Annotated in this window: 17 protein-coding genes and 1 pseudogene; 13 read left to right on the forward strand and 5 right to left on the reverse strand. The window is 72.5% G+C overall.

The features are described 5' to 3' along the window. Positions 1-95 precede the first annotated feature (95 nt). The 3 genes from nhaA to OIE12_RS17925 all read right to left on the reverse strand — a co-directional run bounded on the left by nhaA (position 96) and on the right by OIE12_RS17925 (position 6,727). Positions 96-1,448, reverse strand: a complete 1,353-nt coding sequence (gene nhaA / locus OIE12_RS17915; RefSeq protein WP_329142024.1) for a Na+/H+ antiporter NhaA — start codon at positions 1,446-1,448, stop codon at positions 96-98. Between the two features lie 372 nt (positions 1,449-1,820). Continuing rightward, complete coding sequence (gene acs, locus OIE12_RS17920; protein WP_329136542.1) at positions 1,821-3,779, reverse strand: acetate--CoA ligase; 1,959 nt, start codon at positions 3,777-3,779, stop codon at positions 1,821-1,823. 224 nt (positions 3,780-4,003) lie between these two features. Next, on the reverse strand, positions 4,004-6,727 hold the full coding sequence (locus OIE12_RS17925) for a SulP family inorganic anion transporter (RefSeq protein ID WP_329136544.1): 2,724 nt from the start codon (positions 6,725-6,727) through the stop codon (positions 4,004-4,006). Positions 6,728-7,026: 299 nt separating this feature from the next. Here OIE12_RS17925 and OIE12_RS17930 point away from each other — a divergent pair, with 299 nt between their 5' ends. After that, positions 7,027-8,355, forward strand: a complete 1,329-nt coding sequence (locus OIE12_RS17930; protein ID WP_329136546.1) for a hypothetical protein — start codon at positions 7,027-7,029, stop codon at positions 8,353-8,355. A 133-nt stretch (positions 8,356-8,488) separates the two neighbouring features. Beyond that, positions 8,489-9,310 carry an oxidoreductase gene (locus tag OIE12_RS17935; RefSeq protein WP_329136548.1) on the forward strand — a complete coding sequence of 274 codons (822 nt, stop codon included), beginning with the start codon at positions 8,489-8,491 and terminating at the stop codon, positions 9,308-9,310. A gap of 437 nt (positions 9,311-9,747) precedes the next feature. On the opposite strand, the gene OIE12_RS17940 is transcribed toward OIE12_RS17935, so the two are convergent. Then, positions 9,748-10,581, reverse strand: a complete 834-nt coding sequence (locus OIE12_RS17940) for an HAD family hydrolase (protein WP_329136550.1) — start codon at positions 10,579-10,581, stop codon at positions 9,748-9,750. A gap of 522 nt (positions 10,582-11,103) precedes the next feature. Between OIE12_RS17940 and ssd the strand changes: the two genes are divergently transcribed. The 7 genes and pseudogenes from ssd to OIE12_RS17975 form a co-directional block, all read left to right on the forward strand. Then, the gene (gene ssd / locus OIE12_RS17945) at positions 11,104-12,198 is read left to right on the forward strand and encodes a septum site-determining protein Ssd (protein WP_329136552.1); all 1,095 of its coding nucleotides are present in this window, start codon (positions 11,104-11,106) and stop codon (positions 12,196-12,198) included. Continuing rightward, positions 12,195-13,517: a TadA family conjugal transfer-associated ATPase gene (locus OIE12_RS17950; protein ID WP_443053846.1), complete on the forward strand. Its 1,323-nt coding sequence runs from the start codon at positions 12,195-12,197 to the stop codon at positions 13,515-13,517. The genes ssd and OIE12_RS17950 overlap by 4 nt, the downstream gene beginning before the upstream one ends. Positions 13,518-13,581: 64 nt before the next feature. After that, positions 13,582-14,448 (forward strand): type II secretion system F family protein, encoded by an 867-nt coding sequence (locus OIE12_RS17955; RefSeq protein ID WP_329136554.1) that lies wholly within the window; start codon positions 13,582-13,584, stop codon positions 14,446-14,448. After that, complete coding sequence (locus tag OIE12_RS17960; protein WP_329136556.1) at positions 14,445-15,287, forward strand: type II secretion system F family protein; 843 nt, start codon at positions 14,445-14,447, stop codon at positions 15,285-15,287. The genes OIE12_RS17955 and OIE12_RS17960 overlap by 4 nt, the downstream gene beginning before the upstream one ends. Positions 15,288-15,528: 241 nt before the next feature. After that, complete coding sequence (locus tag OIE12_RS33490; RefSeq protein WP_245766088.1) at positions 15,529-15,666, forward strand: DUF4244 domain-containing protein; 138 nt, start codon at positions 15,529-15,531, stop codon at positions 15,664-15,666. Positions 15,667-15,715: 49 nt separating this feature from the next. Then, entirely contained in the window at positions 15,716-16,078 is a 363-nt protein-coding gene (locus OIE12_RS17970) for a TadE family type IV pilus minor pilin (protein ID WP_329136560.1), read from the forward strand. 41 nt (positions 16,079-16,119) lie between these two features. Next, positions 16,120-16,398: pseudogene (locus tag OIE12_RS17975) on the forward strand (Rv3654c family TadE-like protein); the annotation flags it as partial. Positions 16,399-16,466: 68 nt separating this feature from the next. Here OIE12_RS17975 and OIE12_RS17980 read toward each other — a convergent pair. Then, positions 16,467-18,986: a DEAD/DEAH box helicase gene (locus OIE12_RS17980; protein ID WP_329136562.1), complete on the reverse strand. Its 2,520-nt coding sequence runs from the start codon at positions 18,984-18,986 to the stop codon at positions 16,467-16,469. Between the two features lie 82 nt (positions 18,987-19,068). On the opposite strand from OIE12_RS17980, the gene bldG reads away from it, so the two are divergent. The 4 genes from bldG (at position 19,069) to OIE12_RS18000 (ending at position 23,621) form a co-directional block, all read left to right on the forward strand. Beyond that, positions 19,069-19,410 carry an anti-sigma factor antagonist BldG gene (bldG, locus tag OIE12_RS17985; protein WP_005475923.1) on the forward strand — a complete coding sequence of 114 codons (342 nt, stop codon included), beginning with the start codon at positions 19,069-19,071 and terminating at the stop codon, positions 19,408-19,410. Between the two features lie 101 nt (positions 19,411-19,511). Further along, entirely contained in the window at positions 19,512-19,964 is a 453-nt protein-coding gene (locus OIE12_RS17990) for an ATP-binding protein (RefSeq protein ID WP_329136565.1), read from the forward strand. Positions 19,965-20,361: 397 nt separating this feature from the next. Next, complete coding sequence (locus OIE12_RS17995; protein ID WP_329136566.1) at positions 20,362-22,770, forward strand: sodium-translocating pyrophosphatase; 2,409 nt, start codon at positions 20,362-20,364, stop codon at positions 22,768-22,770. 254 nt (positions 22,771-23,024) lie between these two features. Continuing rightward, on the forward strand, positions 23,025-23,621 hold the full coding sequence (locus OIE12_RS18000) for a small secreted protein (protein WP_329136568.1): 597 nt from the start codon (positions 23,025-23,027) through the stop codon (positions 23,619-23,621). Positions 23,622-23,676 lie beyond the last annotated feature (55 nt).

Raw genomic sequence — 23,676 nt, forward strand, 5'->3', positions numbered from 1 at the left:
GGCCTGTCGGCGCCGTGGCTGTCGGCGTCTCGGTCTGTCGTCCGTGCGCCGTCGGGGACGTTGTGTGCACAGAGACATTTTGTGCACAGGTCAGATCATGCCGGACCGTGGTCCCCCTCGCCTGCCCCGCCCATCACTTCGGCAAGCCTTCGGTGTTCGGCGGCCTTGGCCTCGTAGATCTCGGCCATGCGCAGGTGGTACGCCGGGTCGTGCTCCTCGTAGACGTCGGGGATGCCGTCGAGATCCTCGTCGCGCTCCTCCTCCGCCGACAGCGACCGGTACTTGGCGTTGCGGATCTTCAGCAGGACGGCCGCCAGCACGGCCGCGATCAGCGAGCCGCACAGCACCGCCGCCTTCACCTCGTCCGTCAGCACGAGGTCATCGGTGAAGGCGAGTTCGCCGATGAGGAGGGAGACGGTGAAGCCGATGCCGGCCAGCGTGGCGAGCGCGAAGACGTCCGGCCAGGCCAGGTCCTCGCTCAGCGAGGCCCTGGTGAAACGGACCGTCAGCCAGGTGCCGCCGAAGACGCCGAGCGCCTTGCCGAGGACCAGCCCGAGCACGACACCGAGTGTCTCGGGCTTGCCGAACACATCTCCGAGCGCTCCGCCGGACAGTGAGACACCCGCGCTGAACAGGGCGAACAGCGGTACGGCGAGACCGGCCGACAGGGGGCGCACCAGGTGTTCGATGTGTTCGCCGGGGGAGTACTCCTCGCCCTCGCGGCGGTGGCAGCGCAGCATCAGGCCCATCGCGACACCGGCGATGGTGGCGTGTACGCCGCTGTTGTACATCAGCGCCCAGTTCACCACGGCGAGCGGCACGTACACGTACCAGCCGCGCACGCCCTTGCGCAGCAGCAGCCAGAAGAGGCCGAGGCCCACGAACGCGCCGCCGAGCGCGACGAAGTTCAGACCGGAGGTGAAGAAGACGGCGATGATCAGGATGGCGAACAGGTCGTCGACGACCGCGAGGGTGAGCAGGAAGGCGCGCAGCGCGGAGGGCAGGGAGGTGCCGAGGACCGCGAGGACGGCGAGCGCGAACGCGATGTCCGTGGCGGTGGGCACCGCCCAGCCCGCGAGCGAGCCGCCGCCGCCGAGATTGGTGACGGTGTAGACGAGCGCGGGCGCGGCCATTCCGCACAGCGCGGCCACGACGGGCAGCGCGGCCGCGCGTGGATCCTTGAGGTCACCGGCAACCAGTTCGCGTTTGAGTTCGATGCCGGCGACGAAGAAGAAGACGGCCAGCAGGCCGTCGGCGGCCCAGTGCGCCACGGAGAGGTGCAGGCCGAGCGCGGAGGGGCCGAAGTGGAAGTGGCTTACGCTCTCGTACGTGTGACCGAGGGCGGGCAGGTTGGCCCAGATCAGCGCGGCGACCGCGGCGGCGAGGAGGATGATCCCGCCGACGGTCTCGGTACGCAGCGCGTCGGCGACGTAGGTCCGCTCGGGCAGGGAGAGACGGCCGAGGAACCTGCGGGAACCGTTGCGGGGCCGGTCGGGCCCGTGCGGCTGATCGGGCCTGTGGGCCTGGTCGTGCTGGTGGGCCTGGTCGTGCTGGTGGGTCTTGCGGGGCGGGGCCACGAGGGGGACCTTCCGGGTGAGTGGGCAGCATGCATCGCATGCCGACCAGACTTCCCGGCGCGCCCGAAGAGACCGTTTCTGTTGGGGTGGATGTCCCGCCCAGCCTACCCAAGACCGACCCCCGGGGGCACGGTACGGCTCCCGGGGGTCGGTACGGAGGGGCGGTGGCGTTGGGGCGGAGGTGTGGTGACGCGGAGAGCGGGGGCTGCGGGCGGGGGCCCGGGGCAGTCCACCGAGGGCGCGTCAGTCCTCCGACGGCGCCGCCGGCAGCTTCGCCTGGATGAGGTCCATCACCGTCGTGTCGGTGAGCGTCGTGACGTCACCGAGCTGGCGGTTCTCCGCCACGTCCCGCAGCAGCCGTCGCATGATCTTGCCCGAGCGGGTCTTCGGCAGCTCCGCCACCGGCAGGATCCGCTTCGGCTTGGCGATCGGGCCCAGCGTGGCGCCCACGTGGTTGCGCAACTCGGCGACCAGGTCCTCGGTCTCCGCCGCCGTGCCCCGCAGGATGACGAAGGCCACGATCGCCTGTCCGGTCGTCTCGTCGGCCGCGCCGACCACGGCCGCCTCGGCGACGGACGGGTGCGAGACGAGCGCGGACTCGACCTCGGTGGTGGAGATGTTGTGCCCGGAGACCAGCATCACGTCGTCGACGCGGCCCAGCAGCCAGATGTCCCCGTCGTCGTCCTTCTTGGCGCCGTCACCGGCGAAGTACTTGCCCTCGAAACGGGACCAGTAGGTGTCGAGGAACCGCTGGTCGTCGCCCCAGATGGTGCGCAGCATGGACGGCCACGGCTCGGTGAGCACCAGATACCCGCCGCCGCCGTTGGGCACCTCGTTGGCCTCGTCGTCGACGACCGTCGCGGAGATGCCCGGCAGCGGGCGCTGCGCCGAGCCCGGCTTGGCGTCGGTCACGCCCGGCAGCGGGGAGATCATGATGCCGCCGGTCTCCGTCTGCCACCAGGTGTCCACGACCGGGGTGCGGTCGCCGCCGATGTGCTTGCGGTACCAGATCCACGCCTCGGGGTTGATCGGCTCGCCGACCGAGCCCAGCACGCGCAGCGAGGACAGGTCGAACTTCGCGGGGATGTCGTCGCCCCACTTCATGAACGTGCGGATCGCGGTCGGCGCGGTGTAGAGGATCGACACCTTGTACTTCTGGACGATCTCCCAGAAGCGGCCCTGGTGCGGGGTGTCGGGCGTGCCCTCGTACATGACCTGCGTGGCGCCGTTGGCCAGCGGGCCGTAGACGATGTACGAGTGGCCGGTGACCCAGCCGACGTCGGCCGTGCACCAGTACACGTCCGTCTCCGGCTTGAGGTCGAAGACCGACCAGTGGGTGTACGCCACCTGGGTGAGGTAGCCGCCGGAGGTGTGCAGGATGCCCTTCGGCCGGCCCGTCGTGCCGGACGTGTACAGGATGAACAGCGGGTGCTCGGCCTCGAACGCCTCGGCCGTGTGCTCGGCCGACTGCTTCTGCGTGAGCTCGTGCCACCACACGTCACGGCCCTCGGTCCAGGCGACCTCCTGGCCCGTGCGCCGTACGACGACCACGTGCTCCACGGTGGTGCCCTCGCGGTTCACCGCGTCGTCGACCGCCGGCTTGAGCGCGGAGGGCTTGCCGCGCCGGTAGCCGCCGTCGGCGGTGATGACGACGCGGGCGTCGGCGTCCTCGATGCGGGTGGCCAGCGCGTCCGCCGAGAAGCCGCCGAAGACGACGGAGTGCGCGGCGCCGATGCGGGCGCAGGCCAGCATGGCGATCGCCGTCTCGGGGATCATCGGCATGTAGACGGCGACCCGGTCGCCCTTGCGCACCCCGAGTTCCAGCAGGGCGTTGGCCGCCCTGGACACCTCGTCCTTGAGCTCGGCGTAGGTGATCGCGCGGCTGTCGCCGGGCTCGCCCTCGAAGTGGATGGCGACGCGGTCACCATGGCCCGCCTCGACGTGCCGGTCCACGCAGTTGTACGCCACGTTGAGCCGGCCGTCCTGGAACCACTTGGCGAACGGCGGGTTCGACCAGTCCAGTGTCTCGGTCGGCTCGGTGGCCCAGGTCAGCCGGCGGGCCTGTTCGGCCCAGAAGCCGAGCCTGTCAGCCTTGGCCTGCTCGTACGCCCCGGCCGTGACGTTGGCGTGCGCGGCGAGTTCGGCGGGAGGTGCGAAACGACGCTCCTCCTTCAGAAGGTTGGCCAGGCTTTCGTTGCTCACGACATCTCCCTTTCCCAGGGTGTCCGTTGTGTCCCAGGCCACAGCTCATCAGACCGGCACCCCCGATGACAAGGGTCGACGGGCAAATGGTTTAGACCTGTTGCGGTCTGTGGGGGGGTGCGGCCCCCGGGCATGGGGCCACACGTTCTCACGGACGGCGAACGGGATCGGTTCACCACGCGTGGCGGCACCTGCGGCGAGCGGGGGCGCCGCCCGCCGCCCCGTCAGACGGGTGCGCCCTGGGCGGTCCGCCGGGCCTCCACCCGGGCGAACACCTCCCCTCCCGTGCTGTCGTCGGTTGTCCCGGTGAGCAGATAGGCCTGCGCCCTGCCCACGTGGAAGTACATGCCGTGCAGTTCGAGCGAGCCCTCGCGCAGGGCACGGGCCACGCACTCGTGCGCTCTGAGGTGTTCCAGTTGCTGCACCACGTTGGTCAGGCAGAGCCGCTCGGCGACGTCGGCGGGCTCCCCGTCGGCGAACCGTGCCCGGGGCCGGTCCTCGGCGGCCAGCCGGTGCAGGCTCGGCCGCCCGTGCCGCAGCCAGCGCCCGAGCGGCGTCCTCGACGTATCGGGCGCGGCCGGCGCCTCGGCCGCCAGCAGCGCCTGCACCGCACCGCAGCCCGAGTGCCCGCAGACCGTGATGGACCCCACCCGCAGCACCTCGACCGCGTACTCGATGGCCGCCGCCACCGAATCGTCACCGCTCTCCTCGCCGGGCAGCGGCACCAGGTTGCCCACGTTGCGCACGACGAACAGGTCCCCGGGGCCGCTGGCAGTGATCATCGACGTGACGACCCGGGAGTCGGCGCAGGCGAGGAAGAGTTGGGAGGGGTTCTGCCCCTCACGGGCGAGCCGCGCCAGCTCGCCGCGCACCAGGGGCGCGGTGCGGTCCTGGAAGGCGCTGATGCCCCGGGCGAGTTCTTGCTGGCCACTGGTGGGCAGCCGTTTGCCGTCGGTGGGGTGTTGTCCATCGGCGGGTTGGTGTTTTCCGCCGGTGGGTTGTCCGTCGGCAGGCCGCCGTCCGCCGACGGGTCGTTGTTCGTCGGCGGATTGCCGTCCGTCGGCGGGTCGTTGCTCATCGGCAGGTCGTCGCCCGTCGGCGGGCTGCTGCCCTCGTGCGGTCCTGCCGTCTCCCATGATCCTGGCATCTCCGGCGGTCCCGGCGTCTCCGGGGGCTCCGCCGTCTCCGACGGACCCGTCGCCTCCGGGAGATCTGTCGCCTTCGGTGGGCCTGTTGTTCCCCTCCGGCGAAGCGTCGGGCCGCGTGGCGGGCTCCGGGGCGCACCGGTGGTTGCGCCAGGGCGTCCACGGTCCGCAGTGGCACGCCGGTGCCCCGGTGGCGGTGGCGGTGGCGATGTCGGTGGCGGAGGCGGCGGTGTCGGTGGCCGGCTCGGCGAGCCGCGGTCCCGCCCGCCCGGTCAGCTCCACCGAGCCGCCGCGTGCGAGGTGTGTCCGGCGCCAGTCCTGCAGTGCCTCGTACGCGGCGTGGTCCATGAAGGAGCCGTCGAGCTCCACGACCGCGTCCGCCCCCGGCGGCACCAGATGCAGGGTGCGGCTGAGCCGGGGCACGGCGAGGAACGTCAACTGCCCCCGGACGCGGACATGATGAATGCCCTCACTCTCCTCGGACCCCTCCTCGTGGGTGATACGGGTACGGGTGAGTCGGTGCAGGGCGACGGCGACGGCCGCGGCGATGCCGAGGGCCACGCCTTGCAGCACGCCGAGGAAGACGACGCCGGCGGTGGTGACCGCGTAGACCAGCACCTCACGGTGGCGGGTGACGGTGCGGATGTGGCGTGGGGAGACCATCTGGATGCCGACCGCCATGACCAGTGCGGCGAGTGCGGCGAGCGGGATCAGCTCCAGGGCCGGGACCAGCAGCAGTGCGGCCACGACCATCCAGATGCCGTGCAGCATCGTGGAGTTGCGGCTGACCGCTCCCGCGCGCACGTTGGCCGTGGAGCGGACGGCGACTCCGGCGATCGGCAGTCCGCCGAGGGCGCCGGAGAGGATGTTCCCGGCGCCCTGACCGAGCAGTTCCCGGTCGAGGTCGGAGCGGTCCACGTGCGCGTGGGTGCCGGTGCGGGAGGCGACCAGCTTGTCCACCGCGACCGCGCCGAGCAGGGACTGCACGCTGCACACCAGCGTGATGGTGAGGACGGCGGCGACGAGACCGAGTACCGGGCCGTCCGGGAGTCCGGCCAGCGCGTGGCTGCGCCAGGAGGGCAGTTCGACCCTGGGCAGGGTGAGCGCGGTCAGCGCGGCGGTCGTGGTGGCCGCGGCCACGGCGACGAGTGGGGCGGGGACCACCCGCAGCAGGTGCCCGGCCCGGCCCGGGAGCCGCGGCCAGAGCAGCAGCAGGCCCAGGGTGAGGACGCTCATCGACAGCGCGGCCGGATCCAGGTGGGCGATCTGGACCGGCAGTGCGCGCAGGTTGTCCAGGACGGCGCTCTGCGGGGTGCCGCCCAGCACGATGTGCACCTGGGCGACTGCGATGGTGACTCCGATACCGGCGAGCATGCCGTGCACGATCGCAGGGCTGACCGCGAGCGCCGTACGGGCCACGCGCAGGCAGCCGAGGAGGAGTTGGGCGCCTCCGGCGAGGACGGTGATGGCGCAGGTGGCGCGCCACCCGTAGCGCTGGATGAGGTCGGCGGTGACCACGGTGAGCCCGGCGGCAGGACCGCTGACCTGAAGCGGGGAGCCGCCCAGCCGGCCGGTGACGATGCCGCCGACGGCCGCGGCCACCAGACCGGCCTGGAGGGGCGCACCGGTGGCGAGGGCGATGCCCAGGGAGAGGGGGAGGGCGATCAGAAAGACCGCGATCGAGGCCGACAGATCGACGCCGGCGATGCGGAACCGGCGCGGCGCGGGCGGGGGGCTGTGCGGTGGATGGGTGCGCCGGGTGTGGCTCGGGTCAGTGGCGCGGGTGGGCAGGCAGGCTGACATGGGTCCCGTCTCCTCCGTGGTCACGGCGTACAGCGAGAGAATTACCAAGACTCGGCAAATCGACAGTAATGCGAAGTAAAAAAAGAGTAGCCGGAATCTGAGCAAGTGGCGCAATAAGTCACTCTTGCGGGTTAAGCAGTAATTTCATCGGCTTGTCATACAAATTCCTTTGAAGCCCCGTGCGACCTTGACCGGGCTGTTCGCGTGCGCGGTTTTCCGCCCGTCGGCCTCCCCGTCGTACGGGCGCCGCGGCACGCCCGACCGGCCTTGCCCCGAACGAAGGAAGAAGGTGGGCGGAGATGGCCGCCACCCAGAAAATCGCCGCGGGCGTCGCACTCGCCGCGGCCTGTGCCACCGCGGTCGCCGGCTGCGCGACCGACACCACCCACGCCCCGCCCGGGGAACACGCCTCCGGTGCCGCGAAGAGCCACGGTGCCTCCGGCGGGAAGAAGGGCGCCGGCGCACCGGCCGCACCCGACAGCGTGCTCCGCCCGATCGGCGACGGCTCCACCGCCTACACCGGCGCCCAGCCCCACCTGCCCAGACCCGAGCGGCTGAAGCCGGGCCAGAAGCCCCCGCAGTTCGTGGTCTTCTCCTGGGACGGCGCGGGGGAGGACAGTCAGAAGCTGTTCTCGCACTTCCGCGAGGTCGCCAAGGACAACAACGCCAACATGACGTTCTTCCTCAGCGGGGTGTACATGCTCCCGGAGGAGAAGCGCGACCTGTACCGGCCGCCGCAGCACGAGGCCGGCCGCTCGGACATCGGCTTCAACGACCAGCAGGGCATCCGGGACACCGCCACCCAGGCGCGTCTGGCGTGGCTGGAGGGCAACGAGATCGGAACCCACTTCAACGGCCACTTCTGCGGACCCGACGGAGGGGTCGGCACCTGGTCGGTCGACGAGTGGAAGTCGGAGATCTCCCAGGCCAAGTCGTTCGTGAAGTCCTGGAAGACCAACGCCCCCGCCCTGAAGAACCTCCCCCCGCTGCCCTTCGACTACGACAAGGAGCTCATCGGCGCCCGTACCCCCTGCCTGGAGGGCCAGAAGAAATTCATGAAGGCGGCCCGGGACCTGGGCTTCCGCTACGACAGCTCCGGCGTCAACGAGCAGGTGTGGCCCGCCAAGAAGGAGGGCCTGTGGGACCTGTCCATGCAGCTCGTGCCCTTCCCCGGGCACTCGTACCAACAGCTCACCATGGACTACAACTTCATGGTCAACCAGTCGGGCACCCGCACCCAGGGCGACCCCGACAAGCGGGAGATGTGGGGCGATCAGATGCGCGACGGGCTCCTCAAGGGCTTCGATCGCGCCTACAACGGCAATCGCGCTCCTCTGGTCATCGGCAACCACTTCGAGTCCTGGAACGGCGGCACCTATATGCGCGCCGTCCAGGAGGTCGTCGAAAACGTCTGCGACAAACCCGAGGTGCGGTGCGTCTCCTTCCACCAGCTGGCCGACTGGCTGGATGCGCAGGACCCCAAGGTGCTCGCCAAGCTGCGCGGGCTGAAGGTCGGCGAGGCGCCGAAGGCGGGCTGGGCCTCCTTCCTGTCGGACCGGCCCGCCCCGGCACCGAAGGGCGTGCCCGGAGCCCCGGCGGAGAAGGGCGAGCGCAGGAGCGAGGGGTAGGCGCCCGCGCCACACGGGGCGTCCGCACCGCCGCGCAGGCGTCGGGATCACCGTGCCGGACGTCCGGGCGGCCCGGGCGTGAAGAAGGCCACTCCTTCACGTCCGGGCGCTCCGGGTGCGTAGGGTCGTACTCATGAGTACGACAGGTGCGCCCGCCGATCCGCTCGCCGCCCTCGCCACGCTGCCGGGCGTGCCCGAGGCCGTGGAGTCCGTGCGCAAGGCAGTGGACCGGGTCTACGGGCACCGGATCATGCGGCGCCGCAGCAACGAGATCACCTCCGAGGCCGCGCTGCGCGGCGCCCGCGGCTCGGCGGCGCTGTCCGGTGCCGACTGGGCGCTCGAGGAGGTGCGCAGGCGCACCGACTTCGGGGACGGCGACGCCCGTACGGTCGGTGCGGCGCTGCGGGTGACCGCGGAGGCGGGGCAGCTGCTGTCCATCTGGCGGCAGTCGCCCCTGCGGGTGCTGGCACGGCTGCACCTGGTGGCGGCCGCGAGCAAGGAGGACGAGGTCGGACGGCCCCGCCGGGACGGTGAGCCGGTCGACGAGCCGCTCGTCGAACTGCCGCTTCCGGGCGCCGCCGAGGTCTCGGGCCGCCTCGACGGGCTCTCGGAGCTGATCATCGCCGGCGGCTCGGCGCCCGCCCTGGTCACGGCGGCCGTGGTCCACGGTGAGCTGGTCGCCCTGCGGCCGTTCGGCTCGTACAACGGCGTCGTCGCGCGTGCGGCGGAGCGCATCGCGCTGGTCGGCAGCGGTCTGGACCCCAAGGCGGTGTGCCCGTCGGAGGCCGGCCACGGCGAGCTGGGCCGGGCGGCGTACGTCGCGGCCCTGGAGGGGTACGTCAGCGGCACCCCGGAGGGCATGGCCGCGTGGATCACCCACTGCGGACGGGCCGTCGAACTGGGCGCGAGGGAGTCGACGGCGGTGTGCGAGGCCCTCCAGCGCGGGGCGGCATAGTCGCGGGACGCCGGCTCCTTCCGAGCGCACCTGCTGCCCGTTTCGTGACCGTTTGAAGGTAAAAGTAAAGAAGTGTGGGCTCCGCTTCCCCTTGCCCGGGTCCAGTAGTACAAAGGACTCAACGGACCGCGAGACCGAAGGACATCCGCGAGGATCCCCTTTCGCAACGCTGTTGGTCCCACGGACCGCGCATGGACATCGGGCACCCACGCGACGTCGACCCGTCGATTACGGGCCAGCCGCACCAGGTGACGGGCGAAGTTCCCGACCTGATGGGCGACATATCGAGGACGCTTGGTAACCCGGCGCCCATGCCAGCGGCGGTACGAATCTCGTACCGCCGCACTTTGTTGTCCGCACCTTTTCCTGCGCGTCGCGGACCTGGATCGGGACCGGGATCCGGACCGGGCCCGGACCGGGACCAGGACCCAGAGGCGTCACGCGGTCGCCGCGCGCCGTCTGCTGGCGTACCAGACGAGTCCCGCCGTGGCCGCCGCCGCTCCCACCGCCGCCATCGCGACCAGGGCCGGCCGCGGCGGCACCGAAAACCCGGGCAGGCGCTGCTTGAGCCGCACCGGCCGGTGGAAGTCGAGCACCGGCCAGCCGCGGGTGACGGCCTCGCGGCGCAACGCCCGGTCGGGGTTGACCGCGTGCGGATGCCCGACGGACTCCAGCATCGGGACGTCGGTCGCGGAGTCGCTGTACGCGTAGCAGCGCGCGAGGTCGTACCCCTCGGAGGCGGCCAGTTCGCGCACCGCCTCCGCCTTGGTCGGGCCGTACGCGTAGTACTCCACCTCGCCGGTGAAGCAGCCGTCCTCGCCCACCACCATCCGGGTCGCCACGACCCGGTCCGCGCCGAGCAGTTCCCCGATGGGCTCGACCACCTCCGCCCCGGAGGTGGAGACGATGACGACGTCGCGCCCGGCCGTGTGGTGCTCCTCGATCAGGGAGGCGGCCTCGTCGTAGATGATCGGGTCGATGAGGTCGTGCAGCGTCTCGGCGACGATCTCCTTCACCTGCCGGACGTTCCAGCCCCGGCAGAGCGCGGACAGGTACTGCCGCATGCGCTCCATCTGGTCGTGGTCCGCGCCGCCGGCCAGGAAGACGAACTGGGCATAGGCGGTGCGCAGGACGGCCCTGCGGTTGATCAGGCCGCCTTGGTAGAACGACTTGCTGAAGGTGAGCGTGCTCGACTTCGCAATGACCGTCTTGTCCAGGTCAAAGAAGGCCGCTGTGCGGGGCGAGGAGTGCTTTTCCACGAGCCCGAGCATATGCGCCCACCATTCGGGCTAGTGTGGGGCGCGGCTGGTTTGCCTGAGAGGGCCTTCGGGTACACCATGGAAGTCACGGATCGTTCGCGACCGTGCTAACCCGGTCCGACTCCTCCCCCCCCGAGTCGGCCGTGGAGACGACCCCCGCTCTCCCCCCCGGCGGGGGTCGTCGCATGTCCGGGTGGGTTTTCTCATTCCTGGTCGGTTGAGGGCGTCGTCCTGCGCTCGGCAGAGCGAAGGATGTCATGAGCATGCTTGGTTACCCCCGGTAGTCGCCGGGTTGCGGTACGAAAGTCGTACACCGTTCACCGATATGGGTGAGGGCGATATCCACAATCGCCGAGTTGTCCACCGTTTTGGACCAAGATCCACACGATTTCGGGGATCGCCTCATCGTGTTTCCAGCGCGTCCGCTCGCGGCGAGTTCGGCGGAGTTCATGGCCGGTTGTCGTTTGTCGGACGCAATGGCCGGTTCGTATCGGCGCTCGCCGTGAGAACCCGACAACGAAGGGGCTGGGAACCGTGGCGGAAACCATCGCACACGACGGAACACACCGCGCCGAGGGCCGGCAGCGCGGACCACTGATCGTCACCGAGGACAGCGAACTCCTCGACGACCTGCTGCGCCTGTGCGCGGCCGCCGGCGCGCGGCCCGAGGTGCATCCGACGGTGCCCGAGGGGCGGGAACGCTGGGAGGCGGCGCCCCTGGTGCTGGTCGGGGACGACGCGGTGCCCCGGGTGCGCGGGGCCACCCGCAGGCGGGGGGTGGTGCTGGTGGGCCGGGACCAGGACGACTCGGGCGTGTGGCGCCGCGCCGTGGAGATCGGGGCCGACCACGTCCTCGTCCTCCCGGACGGGGAACAGTGGCTGGTGGACCGCATCGCCGACGTCACCGAGGGCGTGGGCCGCCCGGCGTTGACGGTCGGGGTACTCGGCGGCCGCGGCGGGGCCGGTGCTTCCACGCTGGCCTGCGCGCTCGCCGTCACCTCCGCCCGCGAGGGCCGGCGCGCCCTCCTGGTGGACGCCGACCCGCTGGGCGGCGGGCTGGACGTCCTGCTCGGCGGCGAGACGGCACACGGTCTGCGCTGGCCCGCCTTCACCGCCTCACGGGGCCGCGTCGGCAGCGGGGCGCTGGAGGAGTCCCTGCCCGCGCTGCACGGCCTGCGGGTGCTGAGCTGGGATCGGAGCGACGCCGTGACGGTGCCGCCGGAAGCGGTCCGCGCCGTCCTGGCCGCCGCCCGGCGACGCGGCGGCACGGTGGTCGTCGACCTGCCGCGCCGCGTCGACGAGGGCACCGCCGAAGTGCTCGCCCAGGTCGACCTGGGACTCCTGGTCGTCCCGGCCGAACTGCGCGCGATCGCCGCGGCCCGGCGGGTGGCGTCGGCGGCCGCCATGGTCCTGCGCGACCTCCGGGTCGCCGTGCGCGCCCCCTACGCGCCCGGGCTGGACGACCGCGAGGTGGCCCGGCTGCTGGGGCTGCCGTTGGCCGGCGAGGTGCCCACGGAACTCCTCTCCCCGGACGGCGGCACCCCGCCCGGCGCGGCTGCCCGCGGCCCGCTCGCCCGCTTCTGCTCGGCCTTCTGGAGCCGGGCCCTGACCGGGACGGAGGCGGCGTGAACGGCGTCGGCGTACGGAACACGGGCGCCGACCGCGGCGGCGGAGCCACCGGGGACAGCGGCGCCGTACGGTCCGAAGCCGGACACGCCGCGCTGCTCGACGGGGTGCGGCGGTGGCTGGCCGAGAGCGGGGCCGAACCGACACCGGCACGCGTGGCGCAGGCCCTGCGCGCGCAGGGCAGGGTCCTCGGGGACGCCGAGGTCCTCGGCGCCGCCGAGCGGCTGCGCTCCGAACTGGTCGGCAGCGGCCCGCTGGAACCACTGCTCGCCGACCCCTTGGTCACCGACGTCCTGGTGTCGGCACCCGACCGGGTCTGGGTGGACCGCGGCGGCGGCCTGGTGCTGACCCCGGTGACCTTCCCGGACGCGGCGGCCGTACGACGCCTCGCGCAGCGCCTCGCGGCCGTGGCGGGACGACGCCTGGACGACGCCCGGCCCTGGGTGGACGCCCGGCTCCCGGACGGCACCCGACTGCACGCGGTCCTGCCGCCGGTCGCCGTAGGTTCCACCTGCCTGTCCCTGCGCGTGGTCAGACCCCGCGCCTTCACGCTCGGCGAACTGGTCGCGGCGGGCACGGTGCCGCCCGGCGGCGACCGCCTGCTGCGGGCACTGATCGACGCCCGGCTGTCGTACGTCATCAGCGGCGGTACCGGTACGGGCAAGACGACGCTGCTCAGCGCCCTGCTGGGCCTGGTGGACCCCGGCGAGCGGATCGTGCTCGCCGAGGACTCCGCGGAACTGCGGCCCGACCACCCCCATGTGGTGCGGCTGGAGGGGCGGCCCGCCAACCAGGAGGGCGCCGGCCTGGTCGAACTGCCGGACCTGGTGCGGCAGGCGCTGCGGATGAGACCCGACCGGCTGGTCGTAGGCGAAGTGCGCGGCCCCGAGGTCGTCTCCCTGCTGGCAGCCCTCAACACGGGTCACGACGGCGGCTCGGGGACGCTCCATGCCAACGCGGCGGCCCAGGTACCGGCCCGTCTGGAGGCCCTCGGCACCGCCGCCGGACTCGACCGCGCGGCCCTGCACAGCCAGCTCGCCGCCGCGCTGTCGGTCGTCCTGCACCTCGTGCGCGACCGCGCCGGGCGGCGGCGCATCGCCGAGGTGCACGTCCTGGAGCGGGACGCGGCGGGGTGGGTGGTCACGGTGCCCGCGCTGCGCTGGGGCAGGGAGGCGTTCAGACGCGAGGTGGGCTGGGAGCGGCTGCGCGCGCTGCTCCGGCAGGCGGGCGCGGACGAGGAGATGACGACGGAGGCCGGGCGAGGACAGGAGCCGTACATGACAGGGACCGGGCGGTCACCGGCGCCGGGAGCCAGGCGATGACGAAGGGGATCGAGGGCCGGGCGATGACGGGGAGCGGAAGCCGGATGGCGACGGGGGCTGGGCGATGACGGGGATCGGCGCGGTGGGCACGGGTGCGGGTCTGGCCTGCGCGGGGGCCGCCGCCTGGCTGCTCGGCGGCCGGAACGGCGGGCCGGGACGGGCGCGGCTGCTGCTCGCCGGTGCGGACGGAGCGGCGGGAGCGGGCGCTGGGCCGCCGCCCTGGCAGCGGGCGCTGGCGAGGGCGCGCCGGCTCGGGGCCGAGTGGTGGGCGGTGGTCGCGGGTGCGGTGCTCGCGCTGCTCGGAATGTCGGTACTGCCGCTGGTGGCCGGCGCGCTCGGGGTCCCCGCACTGCGGAGGGTGAGCCTGGCCCGGGCGGCGGGACGGGACCGGGAGCGCCAGGGGGAGGCGGTCATCGCGCTGTGCGCGGCGCTCGCCGGAGAGGTGCGCGCCGGACGGCAGCCGGGCGAGGCTCTGCGGCACGCGGCGCGGGACTCGGGCGGCCTGGGCGGCGCCGGAGCAGCGGTGCTCGCGGCGGCCCGGTTCGGGGGCGACGTACCCGGTGCGCTCGCCGAAGCCGCACGCGGGCCGGGTGCGGAAGGGCTCCTCGGGCTCGCGGCCTGCTGGCGGGTGGCCGTCGACCGGGGCGCGGGTCTGGCCGCCGGGCTCGACCGGCTCGAGGCCGCCCTGCGCGCGGAGCGCGACCAGCGGGCCGATCTGCGGGCCCAGCTGGCGGGTGCCCGGTCGACGGCGGTGATGCTCGCCGGCCTCCCCGTGCTCGGCCTGCTGCTGGGCACCGCCCTGGGTGCGGACCCGCTGCACGTGGTGCTGCACACCGGGCCGGGGCTGGTGTGTCTGCTCGTCGGCGCGGCGCTGGAGGGCGCGGGGCTGTGGTGGGCGCTGCGGATCGTGCGGGGAGCGGAGGCGGCATGAGCGGGGAGTTCATGGATGTACTCCTGGCGGCGCGGGCGGATCCCTGGATCGTCCACAGGCTGGGGACAGTGTGTGCGGTGGCGGCGGCCCTGTGGTGGCCGGCCCGCGCCCTGATCCGGATGCGGCGCGCACACCGACTGCGCCGGAGGCTGGGCGCGGTGTTGCCGCGCACCACGACGGCTCCTCGGCGGTACGAGGCCCGGCTACGGGACGCGGCACGGCGGTGGCTGCCCCTGGCCGGGGCGGCAGCCGGCACGTGGGCCCTGATCGGGGGCGTCGGCGGCCTGTTGGCGGGGCTGCTCGTGGGGGCCGCCCTGCGATGGTGGCGCCTGCGGCGCGGCGGCACCGGGAGCGGCGCCCGGGCCGGGGACACGGCGTACGACGCCGTCCTGGCCGCCCGTCAACTGCCGCTCGCGGCGGATCTGCTGGCCGCCTGCATCGCGGCCGGTGCCACCCCGGTGACCGCGGCCCGGGCGGTGGGCGAGGCGCTCGCGGGGCCGGTCGGGGAGCGGCTGGCCACCGGGGCGGCCGAGGTACGGCTCGGTGGTGAACCGGCCGCCGCCTGGCGGGGGCTCGCGGAGCTGCCGGGCGCCGGACCGCTGGCCCGGCTGCTGGAGCGGGCCGGTGACTCCGGCGCCCCGGCCGCCGTACCCGTGGCCCGCCTCGCGGCGGAGGCCCGTGCGGAGCGGGGCCGCGCCGCGACGGCCCGGGCACGGCGGGCGGGCGTCCTGATCACCCTGCCGGTGGGGCTGTTCTTCCTGCCCGCGTTCCTCATGGTCGGCGTCCTGCCCGTGGTGATCGGCCTGGCCGGCGGGCTGCTGAGCGGGGGTGGCGGCTGACGAGAAGGCGGCGCGACGGACGCGCGCACGGACATCGACGGACGAGCGCATTACGGACAACAGACACGCACCACGGACAACCGACACGCACCACGGACAACCGACAAGAACGACGCATGACGACGACACGGGGGTCGAGATGAGCAGGACGAGCAGGGCGGTACGAGTACGGACACGCGCACGGGCGCGGATGCGGGTGCTGACGCACAGGGCGCGGGCGGTGCTCCGCAGGGACGGCGGAATGGTCACTTCCGAATACGCCGTCGGCATCATCGCGGCAGTGGGGCTCGCGGCGGTGCTGTACAAGGTGCTCACCAGCGGCCAGGTGGCCGGGGAGTTGCAGGACATCGTGAAGCGGGCGCTCAGTGTCCGCATGTGAACGGGGACGGCCCGCCAGTGAACGGGACGGCGGGGGCGCCACACGGAGGGTGGTCGCGAACCGTCCGGGCGACCGGGGCTTCGTGACGGCGGAGGCGGCCGTGGTGCTGCCCGCACTGGTGCTCTTCGTCATGGCGCTGATGTGGGCGCTGCTCGCCGCCTCCGCGCAGATCCAGTGCGTGGACGCGGCGCGGGCCGGGGCCAGGGCGGCGGCCCGGCAGGACCCGCCCGACGCGGTCGAGGCGATGGCCCGCCGGGCGGCCCCCGACGGGGCGGCGGTCACGGTGGGCCGGGAGGGCGACCTCGTCCGGGTGACGGTGGTGGCGCATCCGCCGGGGCCCGACGTGCTGCCGCTGGAGCTGCGGAGCACGGCCGTGGCACTGGCGGAGGAGACGGTGGGAGTGGGCGCATGAGAGCGGAGGGAGGAGAGGCAGGCGAGCGTGGTGCACGGGCCATGCGCGTCCCGCGCGCTGCCCGCGGCGATGGTGGCTTCGCGAGCATCTGGGTGGTCTTCGCGCTCGCCGGGATCTGTGCCGTGTTCGGTGCGCTGCTGCTGGCGGGCCACGCGGTGGTGGTCCGGCACCGGGCGGCGGCCGCCGCGGACCTCGCCGCACTGGCGGCGGCCGACCGCTGGGCGGCGGGCGGCGGGCCGGCCTGCGACACGGCCGAGCGGGTGGCGCGGGCACAGGGCGCGCGGCTGGTGCGGTGCGTGGTCGAGGGCGAGATCTCCGACGTGACGGCGGCCTCGGGCCGGGCGCCGTTCGCGGTCCGGGTACGGGCCCGGGCGGGCCCGCCCGGCGCCTACCCGGCCGAGGACACCGCCCCGCCGGCCCCCTCGGCCACGCCCTCCGCGGACTCCTCGGCCGGGCCTCCCTCCGGCGCCTCCCGCAGCAGCACCGTGAGCAGTCGTACGGCGCCCCGCTTGTGCAGCGGCTCGTTGCCGTTGCCGCACTTGGGGGACTGGATGCAGGACGGGCAGCCGGCCTCGCACTCGCAGGAGGCGATGGCCTCGCGGGTGGCGGTGAGCCACTCCCGGGCGGTGTGGAAGGCGCGCTCGGCGAACCCGGCGCCGCCCGGGTGGCCGTCGTACACGAAGACCGTCGGCAGCAGGGTGTCGGGGTGGAGGGGGAGGGAGACCCCGCCGATGTCCCAGCGGTCGCACGTGGCGAAGAGCGGGAGCAGACCGATGGACGCGTGCTCGGCGGCGTGCAGGGCGCCGCCGAGGATCTCCGGGTTGATCCGGGCCGCGTCGAGCTGGTCCTCGGTGACCGTCCACCACACCGCGCGGGTGCGCAGCGTACGCGGAGGGAGGTCGAGCTTGGTCTCGCCCAGTACCTCGCCGGTGAGGACACGGCGGCGCAGATAGGAGACGACCTGGTTGGTGACCTCGACGGAGCCGTAGCAGAGCCGGCCCTCGCCCCAGGGAACCTCGACGTCCGTCTCCAGCACGGAGACCGCCGTGGTGTCGCGGGCGACGGTGGTGTACGGCGGCTCGGCCTGCTCGACCAGGGCGACGGAGTCCTCCAGGTCGAGCGAGCGCACCAGGTAGGTGCGGCCCTGGTGGAGGTGGACCGCGCCCTCGTGCACGGTGGTGTGCGCGGCGCCCGCGTCGACCGTGCCGAGCAGCCGCCCGGTGCCCTCCTCCACGACCTGCACCGGCCGTCCGCCCTGGCCGCGGATGTCGGCGAGGTCGGCGGCGCGCTCCCGGCGTGTCCAGTGCCAGGCCCTGGTCCGGCGCCGCAGCAGACCGGCGGCTTCCAGCTGGGGCATCAGCTCCGCGCAGGCGGGACCGAAGAGCGTCAGGTCGTCCTCGGTCAGGGGCAGTTCCGCGGCGGCGGCGCACAGGTGCGGGGCGAGGACGTAGGGGTTGTCGGGGTCGAGGACGGTGGACTCGACGGGCTGGTCGAACAGGGCCTCGGGGTGGTGGACGAGGAAGGTGTCCAGCGGGTCGTCGCGGGCGACCAGCACCGCGAGGGCGCCCTGTCCTGCGCGGCCCGCCCGGCCGGCCTGCTGCCACAGCGAGGCGCGGGTGCCCGGGTAGCCGGCGATCAGGACGGCGTCCAGGCCCGAGACGTCGATGCCGAGTTCGAGGGCGGTGGTGGCGGCGAGGCCGAGGAGTTCGCCGGAGTGCAGGGCGCGTTCCAGGGCGCGGCGCTCCTCGGGGAGGTAGCCGCCGCGGTAGGCGGCGACACGCCGGGCGAGCGGGCGTTCGCTCTCGGCCAGTCGTTCCTGGGCGATCAGCGAGATCAGCTCAGCGCCGCGCCGGGACCGTACGAAGGCGACCGAGCGCACGCCCTGCACGACGAGGTCGGTCAGCAGGTCGGCCGTCTCGGCGGTGGCGGTGCGGCGGACGGGGGCGCCCTTCTCGCCGTGCAGTTCGGTGAGCGGGGGCTCCCAGAGGGCGAACACCAGTTCACCGCGCGGGGAGGCGTCGTCCGCGACCTCCACCACCGGCAGCCCGGTCAGCCGGCCCGCTGCCACGGCGGGGTCGGCGGCGGTGGCGGAGGCGAGGAGGAAGACGGGAGACGAGCCGTAGCGGGCGCACAGCCGGCGCAGCCGCCGCAGCACCTGGGCGACGTGCGAGCCGAAGACGCCCCGGTAGGTGTGGCACTCGTCGATGACCACGTACTTCAGGGCGCGCAGGAAGGAGGACCAGCGGGGGTGCGAGGGCAGGATCCCGCGGTGCAGCATGTCGGGATTGGTGAGGACGTAGTTGGCGTACTGGCGTACCCATTCGCGTTCTTCGGGCGCGGTGTCGCCGTCGTACACGGCGGGCCGGACCGCCGTGCCCAAGGGCTCGGCGAGTTCCTTCACCGACCGGCACTGGTCGGCCGCGAGGGCCTTCGTGGGGGCCAGATAGAGCGCCGTGGCGCCCCGGCCGTTGGGTGCCTCCGAGCCGTCCAGGAGACGGGAGAGCACGGGCACGAGATAGGCCAGCGACTTGCCGGAGGCGGTGCCGGTGGCGACCACGACCGAGTCGCCGTCCAGCGCGTGTTCGGCGGCCAGTGCCTGGTGGGCCCAGGGGTGTTCGATACCGCAGTCGCGTACGGCGGCGAGCACCTCCGCACGAATCCGGTCAGGCCAGACGGCATGGCGGCCCGCCCGCGGGGGCAAGTGCTCCGTATGAGTGACGCGCGCAGCCCGGCTCGGCCCGCCGGCGAGCCGGTCCAGGACCGTGCCCGGAGGGGTCCGCCCCGCGGTGCCCGCCGGGGGTCGTTCGGATCGGTGATTCTTGGCCATCGGCACCGAGTGTGTCACCGGCGTGACGGACAATGGAGCCAAGGCGTCGTGCACGCCTGCCGGTAAGTGATTGAATGCCATCGCGGCTGGCGAACCGTCCCAGGGCTCTCATGCCGAGATGACCCGAAGGACGAACGCTCGATAGCAAGGTGCTGGAGGATCCGTGGACCTGTCCCTGTCGACCCGTACCGTCGGCGATCGTACGGTCGTCGAGGTCGGTGGCGAAATCGACGTATACACCGCGCCCAAGCTGCGCGAGCAGCTGGTCGAGCTGGTGAACGACGGGAGTTTCCACCTCGTCGTCGACATGGAGGGCGTGGACTTCCTCGACTCCACCGGGCTCGGCGTGCTGGTCGGTGGCCTGAAGCGGGTGCGCGCCCACGAGGGCTCGCTGCGCCTCGTGTGCAACCAGGAGCGCATTCTGAAGATCTTCCGTATCACCGGTCTCACCAAGGTGTTCCCGATTCACACCTCGGTCGACGAAGCGGTGGCGGCCACCGACTGACCCCGTCGCCGGGCCCCGGGCCCGGCCGGCGGACCGAAGCGGAGGGCCGGGGCCGCGGTGGCCCGGCCCCCCGAGAGCACGCCCAGTTCCGAGGGGGATGCATGGCCACCGTTGAGCTCCGCTTCAGCGCGCTGCCCGAACACGTCAGGACCGCCAGGCTGGTGGCGGCGGCGGTGGCGCGCAGGGCCGGAGTGGACGAGGCCGTCCTCGACGAGGTCCGGCTCGCCGTCGGCGAGGCCTGCTCGCGGGCCGTCGGGCTGCACCAGAGCAGTGGCGTGCAGGCGCCGGTGCATGTGGTGCTGGTCGAGGAGGAGAAGCAGTTCTCCATCGAGGTCGGCGACGAGGCCCCGCGCAGCACGGCGCCCGTGGAGCGCATCCCGGGCACGTCCGGCGCGGACGACCCCGACTCCGACGGCGAGGAGGACGACATGGGTCTCGCCGTCATCAGCGGGCTCGTCGACGACGTGGAGGTGACCGCGGGGGAGCACGGCGGGCGGATCAGGATGACCTGGCCCACCACGCCGCCGCCCACCGCGTCCGCGCTGCTTCCCTGACCCAGGGCCCTGGCTTGGGGCCTGACCCGGGCCCTGCCCCCGGGAACGCTCACCGCCTTCCGAGGAGGGCCCCGCTCCGGCGGGGCCCTCCTCGTGCGTTCCGGCGGTGTTTCCGCAGCTCCGCCGGGAGAGTGAAAGAATTCACGATCAATTTCCCGGTCACTCGCCCCTCCGCCGGCCCGATCATTCGATCACGCGGCAATCCGGTGAAATATCCGGTCAATGGTTTTGGGGCGTTACTGCTTTCGAGTTCACCGGGGTGGTCCTTGATCTCATTCCGATGGACGAACATGAGCGGACCAAGACCGATTCCGTTTACCGCACACTGTTGAGATCAGGTTCCGCTACCTACAATCCGTCCACATCTTGAGCTCAGCCCAAGCGTCAAGGAGGACGAATGGCGGGGCTTTCTACCCCTCAGCAGTTCGACCACCCCATCAACCTCGCCGGTGCGGTGCTGACCGACGACAATCGTCTGATCGTCATCATCATCGGGATCGTCGCGCTCGCGGCGCTCGTGGTCGCCGGAGTCCTGGTCCGCCAGGTGCTCCGGGCCGGCGAGGGCACCGACAGCATGAAGAGGATCGCGGCGGCGGTCCAGGAGGGCGCCAACGCCTATCTGGCCCGCCAACTGCGCACGCTCGGCGTATTCGCCGTGATCGTGTTCTTCCTGCTCATGCTGCTCCCCGCGGACGACTGGAATCAGCGCGCCGGACGATCGGTGTTCTTCCTGATCGGCGCGGCGTTCTCGGCGGCCACCGGCTATATCGGCATGTGGCTTGCCGTACGGAGCAATGTGCGGGTCGCCGCGGCGGCGCGCGAGGCGACACCGGCGGCCGGAGAGCCGGAAAAGGACCTCACCTCCGTCTCGCACAAAGCCATGAAGATCGCTTTCCGCACGGGCGGCGTCGTCGGCATGTTCACGGTGGGGCTCGGACTGCTGGGCGCCTCCTGCGTGGTGCTCGTCTACGCCGCCGACGCGCCGAAGGTCCTGGAGGGCTTCGGCCTCGGCGCCGCGCTGATCGCCATGTTCATGCGAGTCGGCGGCGGCATCTTCACCAAGGCCGCCGACGTCGGCGCCGACCTGGTCGGCAAGGTCGAACAGGGCATCCCGGAGGACGACCCCCGCAACGCCGCGACCATCGCCGACAACGTGGGCGACAACGTCGGCGACTGCGCGGGCATGGCGGCCGACCTGTTCGAGTCGTACGCCGTCACGCTGGTGGCCGCGCTGATCCTCGGCAAGGCCGCCTTCGGCGACGCCGGGCTCGCCTTCCCGCTGATCGTGCCCGCGATCGGCGTCCTCACCGCCATGATCGGCATCTTCGCGGTGGCGCCGCGCCGCGCCGACCGCAGCGGCATGAGCGCCATCAACCGCGGCTTCTTCATCTCCGCGGTCATCTCACTGGCGCTGGTGGCGGCGGCCGTCTACGCCTATCTGCCGGCGACGTACGCCGACCTCGACGGCGTCGGCGAGGCCGCGATCGCGGGCAGAGACGGCGACCCGCGCATCCTCGCGCTCGTCGCCGTGGCCATCGGCATCGTGCTCGCGGCCCTCATCCAGCAGCTGACCGGCTACTTCACCGAGACCACCCGGCGCCCCGTGCGGGACATCGGCAAGACCTCGCTGACCGGCCCGGCCACCGTCGTCCTCGCCGGCATCTCCGTCGGCCTGGAGTCGGCCGTCTACACCGGTCTGCTGATCGCACTCGGCGTCTACGGGGCGTTCCTGCTCGGCGGCACCTCGATCATGCTGGCGCTGTTCGCGGTGGCGCTGGCCGGCACCGGACTGCTCACCACGGTCGGCGTCATCGTCGCCATGGACACCTTCGGCCCGGTCTCCGACAACGCGCAGGGCATCGCCGAGATGTCCGGGGACGTCGAGGGCGCTGGTGCGCAGGTGCTCACCAACCTGGACGCGGTCGGCAACACCACCAAGGCCATCACCAAGGGCATCGCCATCGCCACCGCCGTCCTCGCCGCCTCCGCGCTGTTCGGGTCGTACCGCGACGCGATCACCACGGGCGCGCAGGACGTCGGCGAGAAGCTCTCCGGGGCGGGCGCGCCGATGAGTCTGATGATGGACATCTCGCAGCCCAACAACCTCGTCGGGCTCGTCGCGGGCGCGGCGGTCGTCTTCCTCTTCTCGGGGCTGGCGATCAACGCGGTCTCGCGGTCGGCGGGCGCCGTGGTGTACGAGGTGCGGCGGCAGTTCCGGGAGAAGCCCGGGATCATGAACCACACGGAGACGCCGGAGTACGGCAAGGTCGTCGACATCTGCACCAAGGACGCCCTGCGGGAACTCGCCACACCCGGTCTGCTCGCCGTGATGGCGCCCATCTTCATCGGATTCACGCTCGGCGTCGGCGCGCTGGGCGCGTACCTGGCGGGCGCGATCGGCACCGGCACGCTGATGGCCGTCTTCCTCGCCAACTCCGGCGGCGCCTGGGACAACGCCAAGAAGCTCGTCGAGGACGGCCACCACGGCGGCAAGGGCAGCGAGGCGCACGCCGCGACGGTCATCGGCGACACCGTCGGCGACCCGTTCAAGGACACCGCGGGCCCGGCCATCAACCCGCTGCTGAAGGTGATGAACCTGGTGGCGCTGCTCATCGCGCCCGCGGTCATCAAGTTCTCCTACGGCGACGACAAGAACATCGGCGTACGGGTGGTCATCGCGCTGCTCTCGCTGCTGGTGATCGTCGTCGCGGTCTACGTCTCCAAACGGCGCGGCATCGCGGTCGGGGACGAGGACGAGGGCGCCGAACGGGTGAGCGAAACGGCGGGCCCCGCGGTGGTGTCGTAGGCGGGGCGCACGAGCGGCCGTGAGTGGCGGCCCCAACGGACGGGCGGGCGGCGCGTGCTGACGCGCCGTCCGCCCGTCGTGCACGGCGCACGCCGGGGCGCCGCCCGTTTGCCGCACGAGTGCGCACGCCGGTTCGTGAGCCTTCTCTCGCTCCGCGCGGGCGCCTTGGTGCAAATGGCTTCACCGGGGTACATAACGGCGGTCCGGCGTCCGGTCGCATTCCGTCCGGCGTGTATGTTCCGGGGCCGGAAGCCATGGAAGGGACCAATCCGGTGAACAAGAAGCTCGCTGCCGCACTGTCCGGCGGTGCGGTACTGGTAGTGGCGCTCACGGGCTGCAGCGCCGGCGACGACAGCAGCAAGGAACTGGACGCCTGGGCCGAGAAGGTGTGCGACGGCGTCCAGCCGCAGGCCAAGAAGATCGAGGCCGCCAACACCGCGATCCAGAAGGAGACGTCGGACAACAGCACGCCGGCCGACGTCCAGAAGACGGACTCCCAGGCCTTCCAGGACATCTCCGACGCCTACAAGGCGATGGCGCAGGCCGTGCAGAAGGCGGGCGCGCCGCCCAACGTCGACAAGGGCGACACCAAGAAGACCAACGCGGTCAAGGAGCTCAACAACCTCTCCTCCGCCTACGCCGACCTCAAGAAGCAGACCGAGGATCTCGACACCAAGGACCAGGCCAAGTTCGCCGACGGCCTCAAGGACGTGGCGACCCAGCTGGAGAAGCTCAGCAAGAGCGGCAGCGACGCCCTGAAGGACCTCGAGGAGGGCGACGTCGGCAAGGCGATGGCCAAGCAGGAGAGCTGCAAGTCCGCGTCGGCCACGGCGACGGCCTCGGCGGCGTAGCACTCGTGCTGCCGCGGGCACGGACTGACGTGCCGTCGGTGAAGGGCGCGGGGGC

The organism is Streptomyces sp. NBC_00670, from assembly GCF_036226765.1.
Classification (GTDB): domain Bacteria; phylum Actinomycetota; class Actinomycetes; order Streptomycetales; family Streptomycetaceae; genus Streptomyces.

Bases quoted from the DNA above. Each gene is read 5' to 3' on its own strand.
- OIE12_RS17940 (WP_329136550.1), bottom strand. From the start codon at position 10,581: ATGCTCGGGCTCGTGGAAAAGCACTCCTCGCCCCGCACAGCGGCCTTC.
- OIE12_RS17925 (WP_329136544.1), bottom strand. From the start codon at position 6,727: ATGTCAGCCTGCCTGCCCACCCGCGCCACTGACCCGAGCCACACCCGG.
- OIE12_RS33490 (WP_245766088.1), top strand. From the start codon at position 15,529: ATGGTCACTTCCGAATACGCCGTCGGCATCATCGCGGCAGTGGGGCTC.
- OIE12_RS17990 (WP_329136565.1), top strand. From the start codon at position 19,512: ATGGCCACCGTTGAGCTCCGCTTCAGCGCGCTGCCCGAACACGTCAGG.
- OIE12_RS17930 (WP_329136546.1), top strand. From the start codon at position 7,027: ATGGCCGCCACCCAGAAAATCGCCGCGGGCGTCGCACTCGCCGCGGCC.
- OIE12_RS18000 (WP_329136568.1), top strand. From the start codon at position 23,025: ATGGAAGGGACCAATCCGGTGAACAAGAAGCTCGCTGCCGCACTGTCC.
- OIE12_RS17960 (WP_329136556.1), top strand. From the start codon at position 14,445: ATGAGCGGGGAGTTCATGGATGTACTCCTGGCGGCGCGGGCGGATCCC.
- OIE12_RS17935 (WP_329136548.1), top strand. From the start codon at position 8,489: ATGAGTACGACAGGTGCGCCCGCCGATCCGCTCGCCGCCCTCGCCACG.
- OIE12_RS17955 (WP_329136554.1), top strand. From the start codon at position 13,582: ATGACGGGGATCGGCGCGGTGGGCACGGGTGCGGGTCTGGCCTGCGCG.
- OIE12_RS17980 (WP_329136562.1), bottom strand. From the start codon at position 18,986: ATGGCATTCAATCACTTACCGGCAGGCGTGCACGACGCCTTGGCTCCA.
- OIE12_RS17995 (WP_329136566.1), top strand. From the start codon at position 20,362: ATGGCGGGGCTTTCTACCCCTCAGCAGTTCGACCACCCCATCAACCTC.